Origin of the sequence: Desulforhopalus singaporensis, from assembly GCF_900104445.1 — a bacterium.
Lineage (GTDB): Bacteria > Desulfobacterota > Desulfobulbia > Desulfobulbales > Desulfocapsaceae > Desulforhopalus_A > Desulforhopalus_A singaporensis.
Genome location: NZ_FNJI01000004.1, coordinates 205,647 through 222,959, shown reverse-complemented (window position 1 = coordinate 222,959; position 17,313 = coordinate 205,647). Strand labels below are relative to the sequence as shown.

Below are 17,313 nucleotides of genomic sequence, written 5' to 3'. Positions count from 1 at the left end.
TGTAAACACTGCACGTTTTGGAGCAAGATGCTTTTCCGACCAGCGCTTAATCTCGTCAGAAGAAAACCCAGCGACTCTACTAAATCGAATATGACGGGGGTACCCCTTAGTATCTCTGCTGAGAGCCGCGATCATAGGCGTCTTACCTGCAGCGCCTCGCCCTCGTTTACATCCGTGCCGTTTGCCTCCCCAGTAAGCGTCATCAATCTGGACAAGGCCAAAGAGAGGTTGGACGTCATCGGCTTGTTTCATGACCATTTGGAGTTTGTGTTTCATCCTTATAGCTGCATTGAAGGAAATTCCGAGGTATCTGCTCATAGGCAAAGCAGCCATACCTTCTTTTGATTGAGTCATGAAAAATATTGCTAAAAACCAGACAGTTAGAGGTAACTTAGATGATGTGAAGATAGTATTGGTTATGAGAGAATGCTGGTGTCTACACTGGCGGCACTGAAATACACGACGTGTCTGAACATAATAGTACAGTTCATGACTGCATTTCGGGCATCGATACCCGTCAGGCCATCGAGCCTTAAAGAGAAGATCACGACACTGCTCTTCGGTACCATATTTATTAACAAATTCTCTCAAACTCAGGCCTTCTTGGAATTGAATTTTGCTTCTTGGCATAACGGATCCTCCTCTTTTGGGTTCTTGAGGATATTATGTCATGCCAGGGATATCATATAGTGATACCCCTACAGAAATTTTTCATTAGCTGAAGATTAGTGGTAATCAAAATATTTTTTGCAAAAATAGTGAATGCTCTGATGTGGGTACACCCTTAACTGATTTTATAAGGTATCTTTACCGAGAGAGCTCGAAAAATTCATTGTTGGAATGCTCACCGACACCTGTGAGAGAACTCGTTCCTTCCACAGATATGTCCCGTGAAATAGCATTACCGGATAGAAAATCTCCATCGCATGTTTAATGCATCTCGTCAGCTTTGACAGAAAAGCTGGCAAAAATGAAGCCATATTCCTTTACTACTCCTATCTCCAGGGATTCTTCCATGGTCTGTCTGTGACCGAGCCGCTTATTCTTCGACTAACGACCAATTACTTCAGCACCTTTTTTCCGTGCAACAGCAGTATCATAAATAGCGTGTATTCCCCACAAGGGGTCTCAACCACCTCAATCATATGATTTGAAATTCAGCAGCGATCATTACCCCTTACCGCTGAACCCGACATTTTCAATTCCTATAACCCTGTCGATAACAAATAATCCCACCGCGACAATACCGATCATATAAACCGAGATAGCGGAAATACCGGGGCTCAGTTCGTCTTTGATGGCTGTATAGAGTTCCACCGGCAGTGTGATGGTGCTGGGACTGTAAAGGAACAGAGCAATGATAAACTCCTGGGTTGAAATAACAAAAGCGAGAAACATTGCCGAAATAATACCCGATTTTACCATAGGGATTGTGACTTTCATGAACGCTTGAAAATCGTTGGCGCCCAAATCCTTTGCCGCCATGATATATATCGGGTTAAACCGTTCGAACACCGCGACCATAGTGATGAAAACAAGGGGGGCAGCCCACAAGGTGTGTCCGATAGCAATGGCTAAATATGATCCCCTCAGTCCAATTCTGCTCAGGAAAATCAAAAGAGCAATACCCAGTATGACTGGCGGCATCATGATGGGCCAGGTAATAAACGAGGAGAGAAATCTCACTTCTCTTTTGTCTGTACGTTTACTAAGAGCAAATGCTGCAGGTGTTGCCAGCACAAGTGAAAAAAAGGTCGTAAGCCCGGCAGTAATAAGGCTGTTTATAAAGGTTTTCACCCATAGCGGCCGATTAAGTACCTCAATATACCAGCGAAATGTCAAATCGGTGAACGGCCAGCTCAAGTGATCTTTTCCCGAAAAAGAGCTGAAAATGACAATCAGGATCGGAACCAGCAATATAAAGAGTACTATGACCAGAAAAATATTAAAAACAAGGCGGTTCCAGTCAAATGGCTTACGATAAGTGCTAACACGCTGATCTTGATGATCACTCATTCATCCACCTCATAATGCGTTTTTATTGGATGCATTTACTATAATTTTCGCTGGCTATGAACTTTAGGAACGATCCGACTCTGGATAAACAGGACTATCAAAACAATGACAACCAGTGATATGCCGATGGCAGTACCAAAGGGCCAGTCTCTAATAGAAAGAATCTGCCGTTCCGCATGGATCGCTGGTGTCCAGTGAATCGGTTTACCGAGAATTGTCGGTGTGGCAAATGCACCGAAAGACCATATAAATGTGAGCATCCCGCCTGAAATAACGCCGGGCATGCTCAGCGGCCAGATGATTTTAAAAAAAGTTTTCATCCTGCTAGCGCCCAAGTCTAAAGCTGCATCTATGTACCGGGGATTGATTAATGTTAAGACACTGAAAAGGATCAGGACAAAATAAGGTGCACATTCTGAAACAAGTCCGATAACTACTGCAGGAAGAGTATAAATCATACTCAGACTTTTATCGATAACCCCAATATCTCGGAGTATCTCATTGATCGGTCCCATGGGAGATAACAGAATCCGCCAGCCATAAAGCCTGACTACCAGGTTAGTGAATAGCGGCAACAGGATACAGAAATAGAGAAGTTTCCGCCAGAGTCCCTTGGATGTCCATAATCCATAGGCCAATATATACCCGAATGGAATCGTGCACACCGTTACCCAGAACGCAAGGACCATGCTTCGCCACAGTACCTTGAGATAAAAGGGGTCAGTGAAAAAGTTAATATAGTTTTCCATTGTAAAAACGGCCTCAATTTCACCATACATCAGAGACCTGTTAAAACTGTATTTGACCATTACAATGGATGGGTAGACAAAGAATAAAAGAAAAAAAAGCAAAATAGGAAGTGCCGGAAGGAGGTATTTATATTTTTTTTGTAAAATCTTAAAAGTTGCCAAAACAGTACTTTCCTCCATATTTGAACATGAAAGATTTTGCAACTTACTGAAATAAAATCTCTTTCATCTTTTATTGTGCAGGTAAATCTGCTGAGCAGTTGTTAACAACAGTATACCTCTTTATTTGGCACCATAGCAAAGCGCATATTCTCTATTCACACCAATGGTGATCGATGATCCTATATTTACAATACTCGCCAGTTCGGTTTCAGCATGGACATCAACAAAAAATGTGACATCCTTCTGTTTTGTATGGCAATACAATCTGAGGGTTGGACCAAAATATGCGATATTTTCCACAATTAAATCAAAACGATTGTCCACTTCATCATTTTCTGACATCACTGTTGCATGTTCAGGGCGAATGATGATAACAGCCTTATCGCCTTTTCGAAGTTGGGAATCTCTGATATCGATCTTGATTTTCTGGCCATTTCTTGTTTCGAGGACTGGGACCGGTGTCATTTCAGTGATGGTGCCGCTGATCTCATTCGTTTCGCCAATAAATGTAGCAACATAATCATTTACAGGGTTTTTGTAGATTTCTCTGGGTGAGCCTACCTGCTCGATTTTGCCCTTGTTCATGACGACGAGGCTACTCCCCATGGTCATGGCCTCAGTCTGATCATGGGTGACATAAATAAATGTTTTTTTGATTTTATTATGAAGATTGATCAGGTCAAGACGCATCTTTTGTCTTAGTGCGAGATCCAGGTTGGACAAGGGTTCATCCAGCAGCAGAATATCCGGTTCAATTGCCAGGGCCCTGGCAATGGCCACGCGCTGTTGCTGGCCACCGCTTAACTGATAAGCCATGCGGTTTTCAAAACCGATCATATGTATCAAATCAAGTAGTTCGTTCACCTTGTTTTCAATATGCTGCTTGGAACTTTTATGCATGCGCATTCCAAAAGCTATATTGTCGTACACATTCATGTGGGGGAAAAGCGCCCATTCCTGAAAAACAGTGGCGGTATTCCTCTTATTGGCACGAAGCTCAGTCTCATCTCTTCCCTTAATAAAAACCTTACCGCTTGTCGGTTCCTCAAGACCAGCAATAATTTTGAGAAGTGTAGTTTTGCCACATCCGCTAGGACCGAGGAGAAAAAAGAAATCACCTTCTTTTACCTGAAGATTTATTTTTTCAAGTGCCGTTACCCCACCATATTGTTTTTCGATATTCTTCAGTTCCAAAGCAAAATTATTCATACTATGAATGTCCTCTTAAAACTGTAGGTACCTCTGGAAATGTATTTATGTACCGATCTTGTGCTCAAGAAAACTCCAACTTTTTGAAATACACAAAATGATTCAGTATTAACACATCTCCATCCGGGTTGAATTTATTGTAAAATTCTCATTTTCAGAGGTGGCCTGTAATTATAAACATTCTGAACTCCGACAACATACATATCCGGGCAGATAATTATTATCCGGATATGTATGTTGATTAAAGAGTTTCTGGTAAAGGCGTCCTAGAGGGGTATGTTATTGGGCGAGCACCTCTTTCATAAAACGATCTTCAAGTTCCTTTCGAAGAGGTTCAAGATATTCAGCATCAATAAAATTAATTTTTCGCCAGTCGTCATCTGTTTTTGGGTGTATATCTTTCATGACAGCCGGAATTTCAGGAACAACTTCCCTGTTAACCATAAGGTTGTACTGAGCCTTCATAAATGCGGTTTGCGCCTCGGTGCTTACAAGGTAATTGATATAAGCTTCCGCGAGATCTCTTTTTTTGGTGCCCCTGACAACACAGAAGTGATCAAGATATGCTACAGCGCCTTCCTGGGGAAGCAGCATCGCATAGGTGGTGGCTTCACCATGTTTTTTTATCTGCTCCTGAATTTTTGCTGTTGCAGAGCCGTTCCAGTAATTACCAATAAGAATTTCTCCTGCATCAAGGGCGGCCCAGAACTCGGCACCTTTGCTGTAACAGAAAAACCAGCGTTTGCTGAGATCCTTCATCTTGGCCAGGATGGCTTCCCGGCCCTCTGGAGAATAAATCGCTTTGCTAGGCGGATCATAATCAGTCAAATAACTTCCCACATAAATCCAGTAGGGAAACCATCTTTCTATGGCTATTTTACCATTATATTCTTCTTTCCATAAATCCTTCCATGAATCAGGCGGATTCTTAACAAGGTCTTTCCTATACATCAGGACATGAATACCGACATCAAACGGTACGCCGAATTCAGTTGTCGGTGACATCTCATTCATGATGATATCAAAAATTTTTGAGGCATTGGGTACATTATCATACCTGATGGGTAACCATAGTTTTCTTTTTACCCCAAGGAGATAATCTGAATCTGCGGTGATCGTTACATCAAGCGGTGGATCATCTGCTGGTGCAGCGATAATTTCAGGGGTGAAATCCCATGAGTACTTATGAAGCAGCTTGGCACCTGTCATCTCTTCAAACGGTTTTGAGATAGCATCTTCAAAGTTTTTGGCATAGGGGCCTGACCAGGTTCCGACGACGAGTGTCTGGCCTTCAAAAGGTTTTTCTGAAGAACACCATGCATTTCCGGTAAAGATTAATCCAAGAATAAAAAATGAAACGAGGTAAGGCAGGACTTGATTGACACTAAGTTTTTTCATTTGAAATTTCCTCTTTAATTTTAAAGAAATTAAAAAATTGGAATACGCTTTCGAATGAATCATATAGCTCAAGTTGCATCACAAAAATTCTAAACGTCAAAAGACGTTTATGTCAAGAAAACTTTAATTGCCAGACAGAGGAACAGCTCAACAATCTTCGGTTTAACCCGATGGCGCAGGCACCTCAAGAGCAGTGGAAAATGGATGATATCGGAATTTTGACTTTGAGGAGCGCCTTAGCCTGCCTGTGGAAGGAAAAGCTGTTGTTCGTGTATACAGAAGAGTGCAGGATTTCTTTTTCGCATTCTTTGCTCACGTCAATTCCTTTTTCCTGGCAAAGTTAATTGATTGCAAGCAGTTACACAATTTTATTTACAGACTCCCGCACGCCATCTCTTGACCCTATATTGAATCAGGAGATGGCATTTTTCTATATCCTAACTATCTGGAAACATCCTTATTTATCATGAATTTTCAATCGCCAGTGCCCATTTTTATTTTCAGCAGATATCGATTTAAAACGTCTATTGTTTTGTCACGCTTTTCATCAGCTGTTAGCGATTGATTGGTAAAAATCTCTTCTAACTCATTGGCTATGGCTTGTTTGGTGTTATCGATGTGGTATTTCACATGCTCTTGGTAGGAACGCGTGTGTTCTTCTGGTTCATTGCAATACCAGTCTTTTCCAAGATCTTTATCACTCCCCCCAATGGAAATTACAGGGCTGACCAATGATACCATGACAATTGCCATGACGAGGCGTCGATGAATCCCAATCTTTCTTAACATTTTAGACCCTCCAGCAGATTTGTTTGATTAGTTCGGCTCGATTTTCTTAGTGCGACACAGTAGTATTATGTGCGAATGCTCAAAACATATCATTATTTATTAGGTGCAAATCTATGCTGTTGTCAAGCTTTAAGGTTAATTTCGTCAGGTTTTGGCAATTATTCAGCTGGTGATCAATAAGGTAAAATATGTTGTATTGTCGCAACATAAACTCATTATGATCGATAAACGTGGCGCAGCAGAAGGAGAAAACAGTTTTTCAACCAAAAAAACAGAACCGGCAAAAGCCATCTTTTCATTGTTTTTGCAATTCAGTGCAAGTTCTGCCAGCTAGAGCTTTCAAAAGATAATTCATAAAGATCTCAAGGAACTCTATAGTCAAATTGTGCAAGGATAGATTCCCGACAAAAATTAGCCTGCACCCCTAAAATAGGGAGTTGTAAGCTCCAGCCGCTGCTTCATCTTATTTTCTTTTCCCAGACCTGTTCTATTTCTGGCGCTATGACTCTTTCGGTCCATGCCGGGCGCTCAATTCCGGTTAAAGACGGACACTGTTCACCTTTTTGAATCGGAATTTTAATCAATGTATCAAGGCATACCAAAATGATAGAGGATGTTTTTTATTGCAGAGATTTTTTATTCCCTGTTTCAAAAAGGAGATCTTCTTTATCATTTTTACCCGGATATGATACCATTATATCAGGTCACATTTCTCGTAGACATACCGTCAACTTTGCGACTGTTAGCAGAAGCCACCCAATATAGACTGAAAGACGAAATCAACAACACGGGAGAAATGCCATGAACCTGGAAGAACTCAAGACGACTATCCTCAATCTTGATCACCAGCAGCAGAAGCAGTTGATGATGGAAATTCTGCCGCAGATGCTGCCGCAATTCTGCACGGACGATGCCTGTCTTGATCTCATCAGAAAGTTTAGCAACGACGAGAGCATCAAATCATATCGCGAGCAGCACATGGACGGCATTTAGACAGTTCCGCGCAAGAGCTACATCTTCAGGCCATACTTGAGGGCCGCAGCAGAGATGCTGATACCACTCTGCTCCTGGATAACATCATGGCCTGCATCGCGAAACGGCAGATAGATCAGTTTGGGGGCGGCAACGGTGAAGCTCAGCCTGCCAATCAATTCCCTGATTTTCACATGGCTCACGGCACAAAAAGCAAGAACGGACTTGATAGACTGCGCCGCCTCGCCGGACGGCATGGTGACAGGGTAACGATGACCTTTAAAGGTCCTTTCACCGTCGGGGAAAAGACCCTGGCGCAAGGTGAAATTTCTCGCTGCCTGGAGATAGGTCCGGGGGTTGGCCTTGAAAGCGGGCACCATGAATGCAAGCTGCTTTTCCCGGTGGGATTTTCTTATCATGACAGGCTGGTTGGTCAGCTCAAGAAAGTCGGCGAAAGAGGCAAGCTCCGCCCCGGCCGTCGTTGTTTTAAGATACCAGAACGGGACGTACCCGCAATCGGCCGAACCCTTCACCGTCAGGCCATCAGCAGCCTCGAACCTGCCGCCTTGCTCGAGCCAGCCGCTGTCGCAATTGGTACATATCATCACAAGACTTCCGCCGGCCGCTTCCATGGGGTCGCCGCACCCGGGGCAGAGCGTTGAAATGAACTTCGGCTCCCATTCCTTTCGCCCGGCAACGCTGAGCGCTTCAAGATTGTCGCTGACCACCTCTTCAAGCAGCATACGGCGGGTAACACCGTCATACAGGGCTCCCCGGTGACAATAAACCGGCAGGTAGATCCTGCTGAGGCTCTCACCGATAAACGCCATGTGAATAAATTTATTTTTTCTGCTCCCCGATACCACGGTGGTGAGTTTTGCGGCCTCCTTAAAAACCGTTTTCGCCGCAACCGATTGTTTGATAAAACCGCCAGGCGTATTGGCTGTAACCGGCAGGATGTTCATGACCTGGGGCCTGAGGCCGAGTGACAGAGGGATTTTTTCCAGCCCGGAGCCGGCGCGGGTGGTGTCGATGATACTGTGCCGCACCTTTTGCCCGCCATAAGTATAGACCACCCCCTTAAACCGCAGATAGGGGAGGTAGAAGAGATCCCGCTGCTGGATATGGGTCGGCAGCCTGGCGGGCAGGAGGAACCTGGGCAGCGAACTGTGTACCATGTAATTGTTCACATCGCAGTAATCGCAACGAAGCAGCCGTTCGTCCTCACGGAGCACAATCTCTGCCCCACAGGTCGGACAGGGTTGGGCGACAGTCAGCTCCATCTTGCTCCCTTCAGATCCGTTCGCCGCACTGGTTGCAGAACATCGAGTTGGGCAGATTCTCTGCTCCGCACTTTCCACAGCTGGCAGCAGCAGCTTTTTTGTGCACCGGCGCTCCACATTGCGGGCAGAACCTGGCCTTTGGCGAAATATTTTTCCCGCATTCAGAACACTGGCACATCACCACCACCTGATGCCCGCACAGCGGACAGAACCTGGCATCAGGCGAAATGGCGTTGGCGCAGTCAGGGCAGGATACGGTTTTTCTTCCGGCTGTACCATTACTGTCACTGTTTTTTTTCAACGCCTCGACGAACATACCAGGCAGCATGAGCCCCATCCCCATGCCCAGCCCGGCGCCGCTTTCTCCCTGCGCACCCGCTGCTTTTTCCATGGCCATGGCGGCCTTCATCTGCATAAATTTGTCCATGTCCTTTATGGCGCTCAGCCTGCTCTGATCGTCAATGGCCTGCTGCACCTCGTCAGGGGGAGTGATCGAGGTGATATAGAGATCGGACAGCTGAAGGCCGAACCGGCTGAAATCCTTTTCAAGCCGGGCCTGCAGCGCCTCGGAGAGTTCATCGAATTTGCCCGGAAGGTTGACGAGCGTATCGAGTTTTTCCCCGAGATAGTCGTTGAATCTTGAGACGATGACCCGCTTGAGGTAGGCTTCGACACTGTCTGTGGTCAACTCGGCCATTGTTCCCACCAGGGAATTGATAAACAGAATAGGCTGAATGATCTGGATGTTAAATACGCCGTGCGCCCTGAGCCGGACAAGACCGAGCTCCGAATCCCTGAAAGCGACGGGATTGCGGGTTCCCCACTTGAGGTTGGTAAAACATTTCAGGTTCACCATGTAGACCTCGGCCCTCAAGGGACTGTCACCCCGCCAGGGGATGGAGAGTATCTTGGTAAGGATCGGCAGGTTCATGGTTTTCAGGGTATGCCTTCCCGGACCGAAACCGTCGCAGGCTTTTCCCTGGTAAAACAGAACCGCCGCCTGACTTTCCCTTACGGTGAGCTGTGCGCCGAGTTTAATCTCTCCCGAGCCTTTCTCCGGCAGGCGGTGCACCAGTTCCCTGCCGCTCTCATCGAACCACTCAATGTTCTCTAGAAATACGCCGCCGTCAAACCTGTTCATAGTTGCTGCCCCCTGGATTTTTTTGGATATTGATAGGCTATGTCTTAAAGCCCCTCTGCACGCCGGTTGCACCCCGGCCAATCGGCGAGCTACCCCTTGACAGGCGATTTTTTACCGCTGACATGGCGGACTTCAATTTTGATGATCCTGGTGACCTTGTCCAATTTGTCAATATATTTTATCCCCTGTTCCATGAAGTCAGAGGAATATTTTTCAAGCAGCCACTCAAGGGCCTGGTACCGCTCATTACCAACCACTTCAGAGGCGACCCCGAAAGCAATTACACTTTGATAGCTGGTGGAGAATTCAGCCGGCAACACCTCGACATCTCCTACGACACAGAACGACACCTTTGGGTTGCCGCCGATATTGTCGAGCTTATGGCCGTTGAGAGCACAATGGAAGTAAATCGCGCCGTCTCTGTAGACATAGTTCAGGGGGACGCCGTATGGCTGGCCGTCTCCGTCGACCGTGGACAACGTGCCATACTCTGCATCGCTCAGCAACTCCACGGCTTGGTCCAAAGTCGTCTGCTTATCGTTTCTTCTTAACTCCCGCACAGTTCAATCTCCTTTTCTTGGGGCATAACCCCTGTTATTTCAGCCAATAAATAGATCCTTTCTGACATGTGACAAAGACGGGAGCCTGGTCCGCACATCCCCTATCCGACTCTGCTCGATGGTTCCGAGGACAAGGGCTTCTCCCTCGCCCGCTTCGGCTGCGGCCACGCCAAAAGGATCAAAAATGGCGCTGCGTGCAGAAAACGGCGTCCCGCACAGGTTTGCCCCACAGACGTACATGGTGTTTTCAATGGCCCGTGCCCGTAAAAGCGTCAGCCAGTGCTCTTCTTTCAGAGGCCCCGCATACCATGCGGAAGGAACGATCACCCCATCGGCGCCGTTGACCGCAAGATAGCGAAAGAGCTCAGGAAAACGCAGATCATAGCAGATCGCCAGGCCGAGGTTGACACCGTTGATGCAAAAAACCGGCGGCGCAGCATTTCCTCCTGTCATGGTGTCCGATTCCCGGACGCTGAGCGCATCAAAGAGGTGAACCTTGTTGTACCGGGCGAGCAGATCGCCGTTCCGGTCAAGAACTACCGCGACATTGGCCGCTTTTTTCTCATCCGCGGCCAGCTTCTCCCAGATACCGCAGACAACGCCGACACCGTGGTCTGCTGCAAGCTTGGCAAGCCCCTGGACAAACGGTCCGTCAAGGGGCTGCGCAACCTTGCCCAGTTCGACATCCTTTGCCGGGAGCGCCATGAACATTTCTGGAAAAACCACCAGATCCGCTCCCTTTTGTGCGGCCTGCCCGATCCATTTTGCACTATTTTCCAGGTTTTCTTCAACGTTTCTTGAAACAGTCGTCTGCACCAGGGCAATGTGTAGTAAATTTTCCATTTCCACCATTAATTTTTTATTTCAGTCAGGCGATCACGCCGGCAGGCCATTCCTCCCACCCCCTGTAAAAGAGCGTACCGCACTCTCACCGCTCAAGAGAGTGAACTATGACACAACCTCTTCATTTTTTCCATAACTCTGAACCGGCTACAGGACCGGAGTACCCGGTCCTGCAAGAGCGGAGTCGAGCTTTATGCCGCGTCTTTCCAGCAGGCTGCCTTCGGCCAAAAAGAACCTTACCAGGGCGATGCGGTAGTCGACTTTCGCCTCCACCTCGTCGAGCTGGCTTACCAGCAGGTCGCGCTGGGCCTGGGCCACCAGGAGTGACGTCACGTTTCCGACGGCGAACCGTTCCTGCTCTGCTTCAAGGGTCTGCTCCTGCAGCATCCTCGTAACCCTGCTGGCTTCTATTTTTTTCTCGGCGCGGTTGACTTCGTTGGCAGCGGCGAGCACATCATAGGCTATAAGGCTTTTGAGGTTATCCACCGCGGCAGCAGCCTGGGCCCGTGAAACCGTGGCGGCCTGGTGTCTGCCTCTGGCCGACCGGTTATCCAGATAGGAGGAAAACCTGAGCCCGGTGAGCAGGTCGTAACTGTCGTTTTCCAGATCGCTGACTGCACCTCTAAACGACTCGGCATACCCCGTCTTGCCTATATCGATGAAAAAGTCGAGCTTCGGCAACAATCCGTTACGGGTTCTTACCACTTCAAGCTCCTGTTTTTTCTGCTGCAGCCCTGCCTCGCCCAGATCGGCGCGCAACTTCATCGCGAGCTGCACGTGTTCGCTGAGATCGTCAAGCGGTGCGGTGGCGGTCTGCGGGCTGCTCCTGGTAATCAGTTGGAGGGAAAAACGGTCGCTGCCGGTCACATTGAGCAGCCGCATCAGCCTGAGCCGTCTTTCGGCATGGATGCTTCGCGCCTCTATAAGAGCCTGCTGCCTCCGGGCCACTTCAGTTCTCGCCGCGGCTGCGGCATTTTTTGGAATAACCCCCACCTCGATACGGTTTTCCACTTCGGCCAGCTGTTTTCTGGCCACCTCCAGTGATCGCTCGAAAATGGCGATCCCCTGCTCAGCGAACACATACTGCCAGTACCCGATTTCCACCTCGGAAACCAGTGTTTCGATAAACCCCCGCAGCTGATAATAAGAGGCACGACTATCGAGTTCGGCCAGACGGATATCGGCAAGATTGGTTGCCGGACCAAACCCTTTAAGAAGCGACTGGGTGAGAGTAAGCCCCACCCGGAAATCCTGCTGTTCGGGCGTCCGATTCGAAATGGACCGTTTTCCCCCGAAAGTTGCTTCAATTTCAGTACCGGTGGGGAGTTGCTGCCGGACCCCGGCTGTTGCGTTCACATCCCGGCCTTCGACGCTGAACCTCTCCCTGGTGCTGCGGGACACTTCGGTTGCGGTTTCGTCCAGATATTGGAGTTCACCAAAAATTTCCGGATCGTATCGTCCCCGCTCAATCTGCTCAAAGCTCAGAGCTATCATGGGATTATAGCGTTCAACCAGAAGTTCGGGGTTCTGCTGCAGACAGAGAAACACCGCGTCCTCAATGAAGATGGCTATCTTTCCGTCTTCTGCGGTGGGCAGGGGCGTCGGCTGTCTGGTTGGCAGCGACACCTGCTCCTCAACCGGGGAGTCGCCCATGTCACCCCCCTCCGGCGTATAGAGCGGCTGGTCACCATACCAGTAATCCGGGGTGACGCAGCCGAAAAGAAGCAGGATAACCGCAACAACGGCAGGATAGACGCCGAAACGGCCAAGATGAGTTGTCAGACAGTTCATTGTTCTTCCATTATCGTGTCCGGGTGTACCAGGGTAAAGACCACCGGGATAAGTACCAGGGTAATCAGCGTCGAAGCGGTAAGCCCGCCTACCACCACCCGTGCCAGGGGCGCCTGGGCATCGGCACCCTCGCCCACTCCCAGTGCCAGGGGAACAAGGGCGAGCACCGTGGTCAGGGTCGTCATGAGAATAGGTCTGAGGCGCCGGCGGCCGGCTTCGGTTACCGCAGCAGCGACAGAAGCCCCCATTCTCCGTAGCCGCGACGCCTGGTCAACCAGCAGGATGGCATTGTTCACCACTATGCCGCCGAGCATGATACAGCCGATATAGGACTGCAGGTTCAAGGTGGTATCGGTCAGATACAGTGTCAGCAAGACCCCGATTACAGCCAGAGGTACGCTCACCATGACGATGATTGGATCACGCAACGATTCGTATTGGCAGGCGAGCACCATGAACACCAGCACCAGGGCCAGAACCAGCGAAACACCGAGCTCGCGGGCCGCTTTCTGCTGCTCTTCGATGTTGCCTGCCACCCGCAGCTCGTATCCTTCCGGGATGACGATACCACTAAGAGCGGTGCGGACATCTTCGGCGACCGCGCTGAGGCTGCGGCCGGCAACGTTGGCGCGAATGGAAATAATGCGTTGCTGGTCCTTGCGCTCGACCACCGCCGGCCCCCTGCTCGAACTGGTTGTGACCAGATTACGAAGAGTCACCTTGGTGCCCCCCGGTGTGCTCAGCATCAGTCCCAGGATCTCATCCATGGAGAGATTTTCCGCATCTTTGAGCTGAATAAGGATTCGCGCTGATTCTCCACCAGAACGGAACTCACCGACCTTGGCTCCTGCCAGGGCAGTTTCCAGGACTTTGCTGACGTCTCTCGGGGTCAGGCCGAGGTCGGCCACCTTGTCGCGGTCGATGATAATATCCTGCTGCGGCACTCCGCCGCTGCGGCTCACCTCGATATCGGTAATGTTGCTGATGTTTTCGACGGCTCTGGAAGCAAGTTCGGCCAGTCTGTCTAGCGTGTCCAGATCGAACCCGCGAACCTCGACAGTAAGGCCCTGATCACCTCCCAGGATCCTTTCCAGGATGAACTGGCCCTGGGGAGCCCGGACCCTGATCTCCATCCCGGGGATCTTACCCGCCAGCAGTTTTCTCAGATCAGCGGCGATTTCCGTATTTGACCGCACTCGCTCGGCCGCAGGAGAAAGGGAGAGACGAATCTCTCCGTTGGGTTTGGCGTTGCGCCATCCCGTACCCACCCTTGTCGACGACGACACCGTCTCCGGAACCGCAGGAAACACCAGCTGTTCCATCATCCTGGTCTGCCTGTCTAACAGGTCCAGGCGGGTGCCTATTTCCATTTCCCCGACTATATTCACTTCCCCCTCGTCGCTTGGCGGCAGAAATTCCGAACCGATATAGGGAAACAGCATTATGCTCAGGGCCAGCACCATCGTAGAGAAAAGCACAACTGACCAGCGATGATTGAGGGCATGGCCCAGCATTTTGATATAGCCGCCGGTCAGACGCTCAAAAAACGCGGTGCTGACCGCAAAAAGTCTCGGAAATCTTGGTGGACGAGGGCCTCTATGATCCGTCAGGGCGAACATCTTCGACGCCATCATGGGAACCAGGCTGAGCGCCACCAGCAGTGAACAGGTGAGCGAAAACATGACGGTAAATCCCAGTTCCTTGAAAAGCATACCGGAAACACCCTTGATGAACGCCAGGGGCACGAAGATAACCAGAGTCGTAACAGTCGAGGCAAAGATGGCGGTGCCCACCTCCTCGGCCCCGTAGGTTGAGGCTGCAGCCGCCGATTCGTTGTGTTCCTGCCGTCTGCGATAAATATTTTCAAGAACAACGACCGAACTGTCAACCATCATCCCCACCCCCAGGGCCAATCCGCCAAGCGTCATGAGGTTAATGGTGAAACCGCCGAAATAAATCATGGCAAAAGTGGCGATTATGGAGATGGGAATTGCGACGGTAATCACCAGCGTAGACCTGATACTGCGCAAAAACAGGAGCAGTACCAGCACTGCCAGGGTTCCGCCGTAGAGAACCGATCGGGCAACGTTCTGGATTGAACGTTCGATGAAGTTGCCCTGATTGGTGACCGGAACGACCAGTATCTGCGGAAAGTCGTTGTTGATACGCTCGATTTCCGCAAGTACGCCTGTGGCCACATCCACGGTGTTGGCACTGGGCTGTTTGCGTATGGCAATATTGAGCCCCGAGTTGCCGTTAAGACGCGTTATCCGGTTGCGTTTCTCGTAGGTATCACGGATTGCAGCGACCTGGCCAAGGGTTACGAATCCGCCGTCCTGCTTGGCAATGACCGTATCACGAATCTGATCCAGGCTGATATATTCCGCTGGGGCACGCAGGGTTATCTCATACTTGCCCTGATTTATGGAGCCCGCCGGAAGATCCAGGTTGGCATTTTTGGGGGCATTGAGGATCTCGTTGAGCGGAAGGCCCAGGGCGTTGAGCCGGGCCGGGTCGATTTCAATACGAATTTCCCTGGTGAACTGTCCCCAGGTATCCACCTGGGCAACCCCCGGCACCTTGGCCAGCCGAAAACGAAGCCGGTTTTCAATCAGGCTGGTGAGCTCCACCGGATCCATGGAACTGGAGATGCCCATGATCACCACCGGAAAACTCGCCACATCGAACTTTGAGACCCGCGGCCTCTCAATATCATCGGGAAGTTCGTTGATTTCATCCTCGAGCTGAGCCTGCACATCGATGGCCGCCGTATCGATATCGGTTCCCCAGTTGAACCTGACCCAAACATTGCTTCGCCCTTCACTTGATTCCGAGGTCAACTCCCCGACGCCGGGAACGGTGGCGACTATCTCCTCAATTATCTGGGTCACCAACCGTTCCATGACTTCCGGCGAAGCCCCTTCATAGTTGGTCCGTATGGAAAGCGTCGGCATTTCGATGCTGGGCAGCAGGTCGATCTGCAGTCGATAAAAAGCGCTCAATCCCAGGATGATCACGATAAGCGTGACCATCGAGGTGAACACCGGCCTGCATACGCTGAATTTGGGAAGACTCACTGAACTGTCGCGCCTCCGGCCGCCGGTGGAGATGATGCGTTGGCAACACGTACAACTGAGCCGTCGTGGACAAACTGCTGCCCCAGAATCACCACCTTGCCCGACAGGGTCGAATCAACAAGCTGCACCTGATCGCCGCTGACAAAACCGGGGGTGATCTTTATCCACTGCACCGTTTTTTCATCTTCAGAGAGCAGGAAAACCCCCACCTCATCATTTCTCCTGGTGATTGAGAGATGCGAAACGCTTACCGTATTTTCAGCTTTTTCAAGTTCAAGGGTACAGCGGGAGAACATCCCGGGCTTGAGCAGATGGTCGTCGTTGGCCACCTCTATCTCTACCCTCGCCTGCCTCGACGATTCCCGGAAAACTGGAGAAATCCTCACCACCCTGCCGAAAAAGACCCTGTCCGGATAAGCGTCCGTCTGCACCTTCACCTGCTGGCCGCTACGGATAAGAGGATAATCTTTTTCGGTAATATTGATCACCGCCAGTACCGGGTCGATCTCCACGATGGAGAGCAGGGAGGTGTTTGGTGCCACGGTATTGCCTTCGTCAATGAAACGTTCGCCGACGGTACGCTTGTCGTCTCCCTGTTCCCAGTCGGCCCGTACCCGCGTATAATCCAGACGGATGCGGGCCGATGTGAGGGTCGCCTGCTCTTTCTTGAGGTTGGCTTCCGCCACTTTTACCGAGGCCTGACTTGTCAGGAAGCTGGCCTTGGCCGCATCGAAATCACTCTCGGAAGCAATCCCCCGGTTAAACAGCGTCTTGGTGCGGTCGAGTTCTCTCAGGGCGATCTCCAGGCGGCTCACCGCCTCGACCCGGTTCGCCTCGGCCACCGCCAGCCGTGCCTCGGCTTCAAGTACCGCCTGCCGGTATTCCGCGTCCTCGAGCTGGACCACCAACTGGCCGCGGGCCACCTGGTCCGACATGTCGACGTACAGACTGCTGACCCGCCCGCCTATCTTCGGGGCAACGATGAACTTGGCCTTGGGTTCGATGGTCCCGCTGAAGGTTCGCCAGAGAGACAGCGGCCCATGCCGTACAGCAGCAACTTCAACAGGAACCGGGATGTCTCTGCCGGCCACCCGGCTGCCGACAGTTTCAGGCTGCTGCCTGAAACTGAAATAAACGGCAGCAGCGACAATCGTGGCCATTGCAACCCCCCAGACAGCCTTTGTTATTCCGGACGCCATAAATGATTCCTTTGTTGACTTTACCCACCCCTGCTCCACTTGCAGGGGATTCAGTTTGGTGGTGTCGATCGTTAAGCCAGCATACATTATACGGACTTTACTGGATTAATAAAGTTCGCAGATA

Annotated in this window: 15 protein-coding genes; 2 read left to right on the top strand and 13 right to left on the bottom strand. The window is 50.0% G+C overall.

From position 1 onward, the window contains the following. From BLQ17_RS04145 to BLQ17_RS04120, 6 genes are all read right to left on the bottom strand, one after another. Window positions 1-630: IS1595 family transposase (locus tag BLQ17_RS04145; RefSeq protein ID WP_092220072.1), on the bottom strand; the 630-nt coding region annotated here is incomplete at its 3' end. Window positions 631-1,170: 540 nt separating this feature from the next. Beyond that, the gene (locus tag BLQ17_RS04140; RefSeq protein WP_092220070.1) at window positions 1,171-2,016 is read right to left on the bottom strand and encodes an ABC transporter permease; all 846 of its coding nucleotides are present in this window, start codon (window positions 2,014-2,016) and stop codon (window positions 1,171-1,173) included. A gap of 38 nt (window positions 2,017-2,054) precedes the next feature. Further along, window positions 2,055-2,927 carry an ABC transporter permease gene (locus BLQ17_RS04135; protein ID WP_176761078.1) on the bottom strand — a complete coding sequence of 291 codons (873 nt, stop codon included), beginning with the start codon at window positions 2,925-2,927 and terminating at the stop codon, window positions 2,055-2,057. Between the two features lie 120 nt (window positions 2,928-3,047). Next, on the bottom strand, window positions 3,048-4,136 hold the full coding sequence (locus BLQ17_RS04130; protein WP_092220066.1) for an ABC transporter ATP-binding protein: 1,089 nt from the start codon (window positions 4,134-4,136) through the stop codon (window positions 3,048-3,050). 279 nt (window positions 4,137-4,415) lie between these two features. Beyond that, a complete protein-coding gene (locus BLQ17_RS04125; protein WP_176761077.1) occupies window positions 4,416-5,534 on the bottom strand; it encodes an ABC transporter substrate-binding protein in 1,119 nt (372 codons plus the stop codon). A 474-nt stretch (window positions 5,535-6,008) separates the two neighbouring features. After that, window positions 6,009-6,323, bottom strand: a complete 315-nt coding sequence (locus BLQ17_RS04120; RefSeq protein ID WP_092220062.1) for a hypothetical protein — start codon at window positions 6,321-6,323, stop codon at window positions 6,009-6,011. 151 nt (window positions 6,324-6,474) lie between these two features. On the opposite strand from BLQ17_RS04120, the gene BLQ17_RS04115 reads away from it, so the two are divergent. Beyond that, complete coding sequence (locus BLQ17_RS04115; protein ID WP_092220060.1) at window positions 6,475-6,657, top strand: hypothetical protein; 183 nt, start codon at window positions 6,475-6,477, stop codon at window positions 6,655-6,657. Window positions 6,658-7,124: 467 nt separating this feature from the next. After that, window positions 7,125-7,316, top strand: coding sequence for a hypothetical protein (locus BLQ17_RS04105; RefSeq protein WP_092220057.1), 192 nt, complete (start codon window positions 7,125-7,127; stop codon window positions 7,314-7,316). 17 nt (window positions 7,317-7,333) lie between these two features. Here the strand turns inward: BLQ17_RS04105 and BLQ17_RS04100 are convergent, their stop codons facing one another. The 7 genes from BLQ17_RS04100 to BLQ17_RS04070 all read right to left on the bottom strand — a co-directional run bounded on the left by BLQ17_RS04100 (window position 7,334) and on the right by BLQ17_RS04070 (window position 17,189). Then, window positions 7,334-8,578, bottom strand: a complete 1,245-nt coding sequence (locus tag BLQ17_RS04100) for an Rcat domain-containing protein (RefSeq protein WP_092220056.1) — start codon at window positions 8,576-8,578, stop codon at window positions 7,334-7,336. A gap of 10 nt (window positions 8,579-8,588) precedes the next feature. Then, window positions 8,589-9,719: an SPFH domain-containing protein gene (locus tag BLQ17_RS04095; RefSeq protein WP_092220054.1), complete on the bottom strand. Its 1,131-nt coding sequence runs from the start codon at window positions 9,717-9,719 to the stop codon at window positions 8,589-8,591. An 89-nt stretch (window positions 9,720-9,808) separates the two neighbouring features. After that, window positions 9,809-10,279 carry a pyridoxamine 5'-phosphate oxidase family protein gene (locus BLQ17_RS04090; RefSeq protein WP_092220053.1) on the bottom strand — a complete coding sequence of 157 codons (471 nt, stop codon included), beginning with the start codon at window positions 10,277-10,279 and terminating at the stop codon, window positions 9,809-9,811. A gap of 39 nt (window positions 10,280-10,318) precedes the next feature. After that, window positions 10,319-11,122 carry a carbon-nitrogen hydrolase family protein gene (locus BLQ17_RS04085; protein WP_176761076.1) on the bottom strand — a complete coding sequence of 268 codons (804 nt, stop codon included), beginning with the start codon at window positions 11,120-11,122 and terminating at the stop codon, window positions 10,319-10,321. A 147-nt stretch (window positions 11,123-11,269) separates the two neighbouring features. Beyond that, the gene (locus tag BLQ17_RS04080; protein WP_092220050.1) at window positions 11,270-12,913 is read right to left on the bottom strand and encodes a TolC family protein; all 1,644 of its coding nucleotides are present in this window, start codon (window positions 12,911-12,913) and stop codon (window positions 11,270-11,272) included. Beyond that, a complete protein-coding gene (locus BLQ17_RS04075) occupies window positions 12,910-15,990 on the bottom strand; it encodes an efflux RND transporter permease subunit (RefSeq protein ID WP_092220048.1) in 3,081 nt (1,026 codons plus the stop codon). Before BLQ17_RS04075 ends, BLQ17_RS04080 begins: the two co-directional genes overlap by 4 nt. Continuing rightward, window positions 15,987-17,189 carry an efflux RND transporter periplasmic adaptor subunit gene (locus BLQ17_RS04070; RefSeq protein ID WP_176761075.1) on the bottom strand — a complete coding sequence of 401 codons (1,203 nt, stop codon included), beginning with the start codon at window positions 17,187-17,189 and terminating at the stop codon, window positions 15,987-15,989. The genes BLQ17_RS04075 and BLQ17_RS04070 overlap by 4 nt, the downstream gene beginning before the upstream one ends. Window positions 17,190-17,313: the final 124 nt, after the last annotated feature.

Bases quoted from the DNA above. Each gene is read 5' to 3' on its own strand.
- BLQ17_RS04140 (WP_092220070.1), bottom strand. From the start codon at position 2,016: ATGAGTGATCATCAAGATCAGCGTGTTAGCACTTATCGTAAGCCATTT.
- BLQ17_RS04130 (WP_092220066.1), bottom strand. From the start codon at position 4,136: ATGAATAATTTTGCTTTGGAACTGAAGAATATCGAAAAACAATATGGT.
- BLQ17_RS04125 (WP_176761077.1), bottom strand. From the start codon at position 5,534: ATGAAAAAACTTAGTGTCAATCAAGTCCTGCCTTACCTCGTTTCATTT.
- BLQ17_RS04120 (WP_092220062.1), bottom strand. From the start codon at position 6,323: ATGTTAAGAAAGATTGGGATTCATCGACGCCTCGTCATGGCAATTGTC.
- BLQ17_RS04105 (WP_092220057.1), top strand. From the start codon at position 7,125: ATGAACCTGGAAGAACTCAAGACGACTATCCTCAATCTTGATCACCAG.
- BLQ17_RS04100 (WP_092220056.1), bottom strand. From the start codon at position 8,578: ATGGAGCTGACTGTCGCCCAACCCTGTCCGACCTGTGGGGCAGAGATT.
- BLQ17_RS04095 (WP_092220054.1), bottom strand. From the start codon at position 9,719: ATGAACAGGTTTGACGGCGGCGTATTTCTAGAGAACATTGAGTGGTTC.
- BLQ17_RS04085 (WP_176761076.1), bottom strand. From the start codon at position 11,122: ATGGAAAATTTACTACACATTGCCCTGGTGCAGACGACTGTTTCAAGA.
- BLQ17_RS04080 (WP_092220050.1), bottom strand. From the start codon at position 12,913: ATGAACTGTCTGACAACTCATCTTGGCCGTTTCGGCGTCTATCCTGCC.
- BLQ17_RS04070 (WP_176761075.1), bottom strand. From the start codon at position 17,189: ATGGCGTCCGGAATAACAAAGGCTGTCTGGGGGGTTGCAATGGCCACG.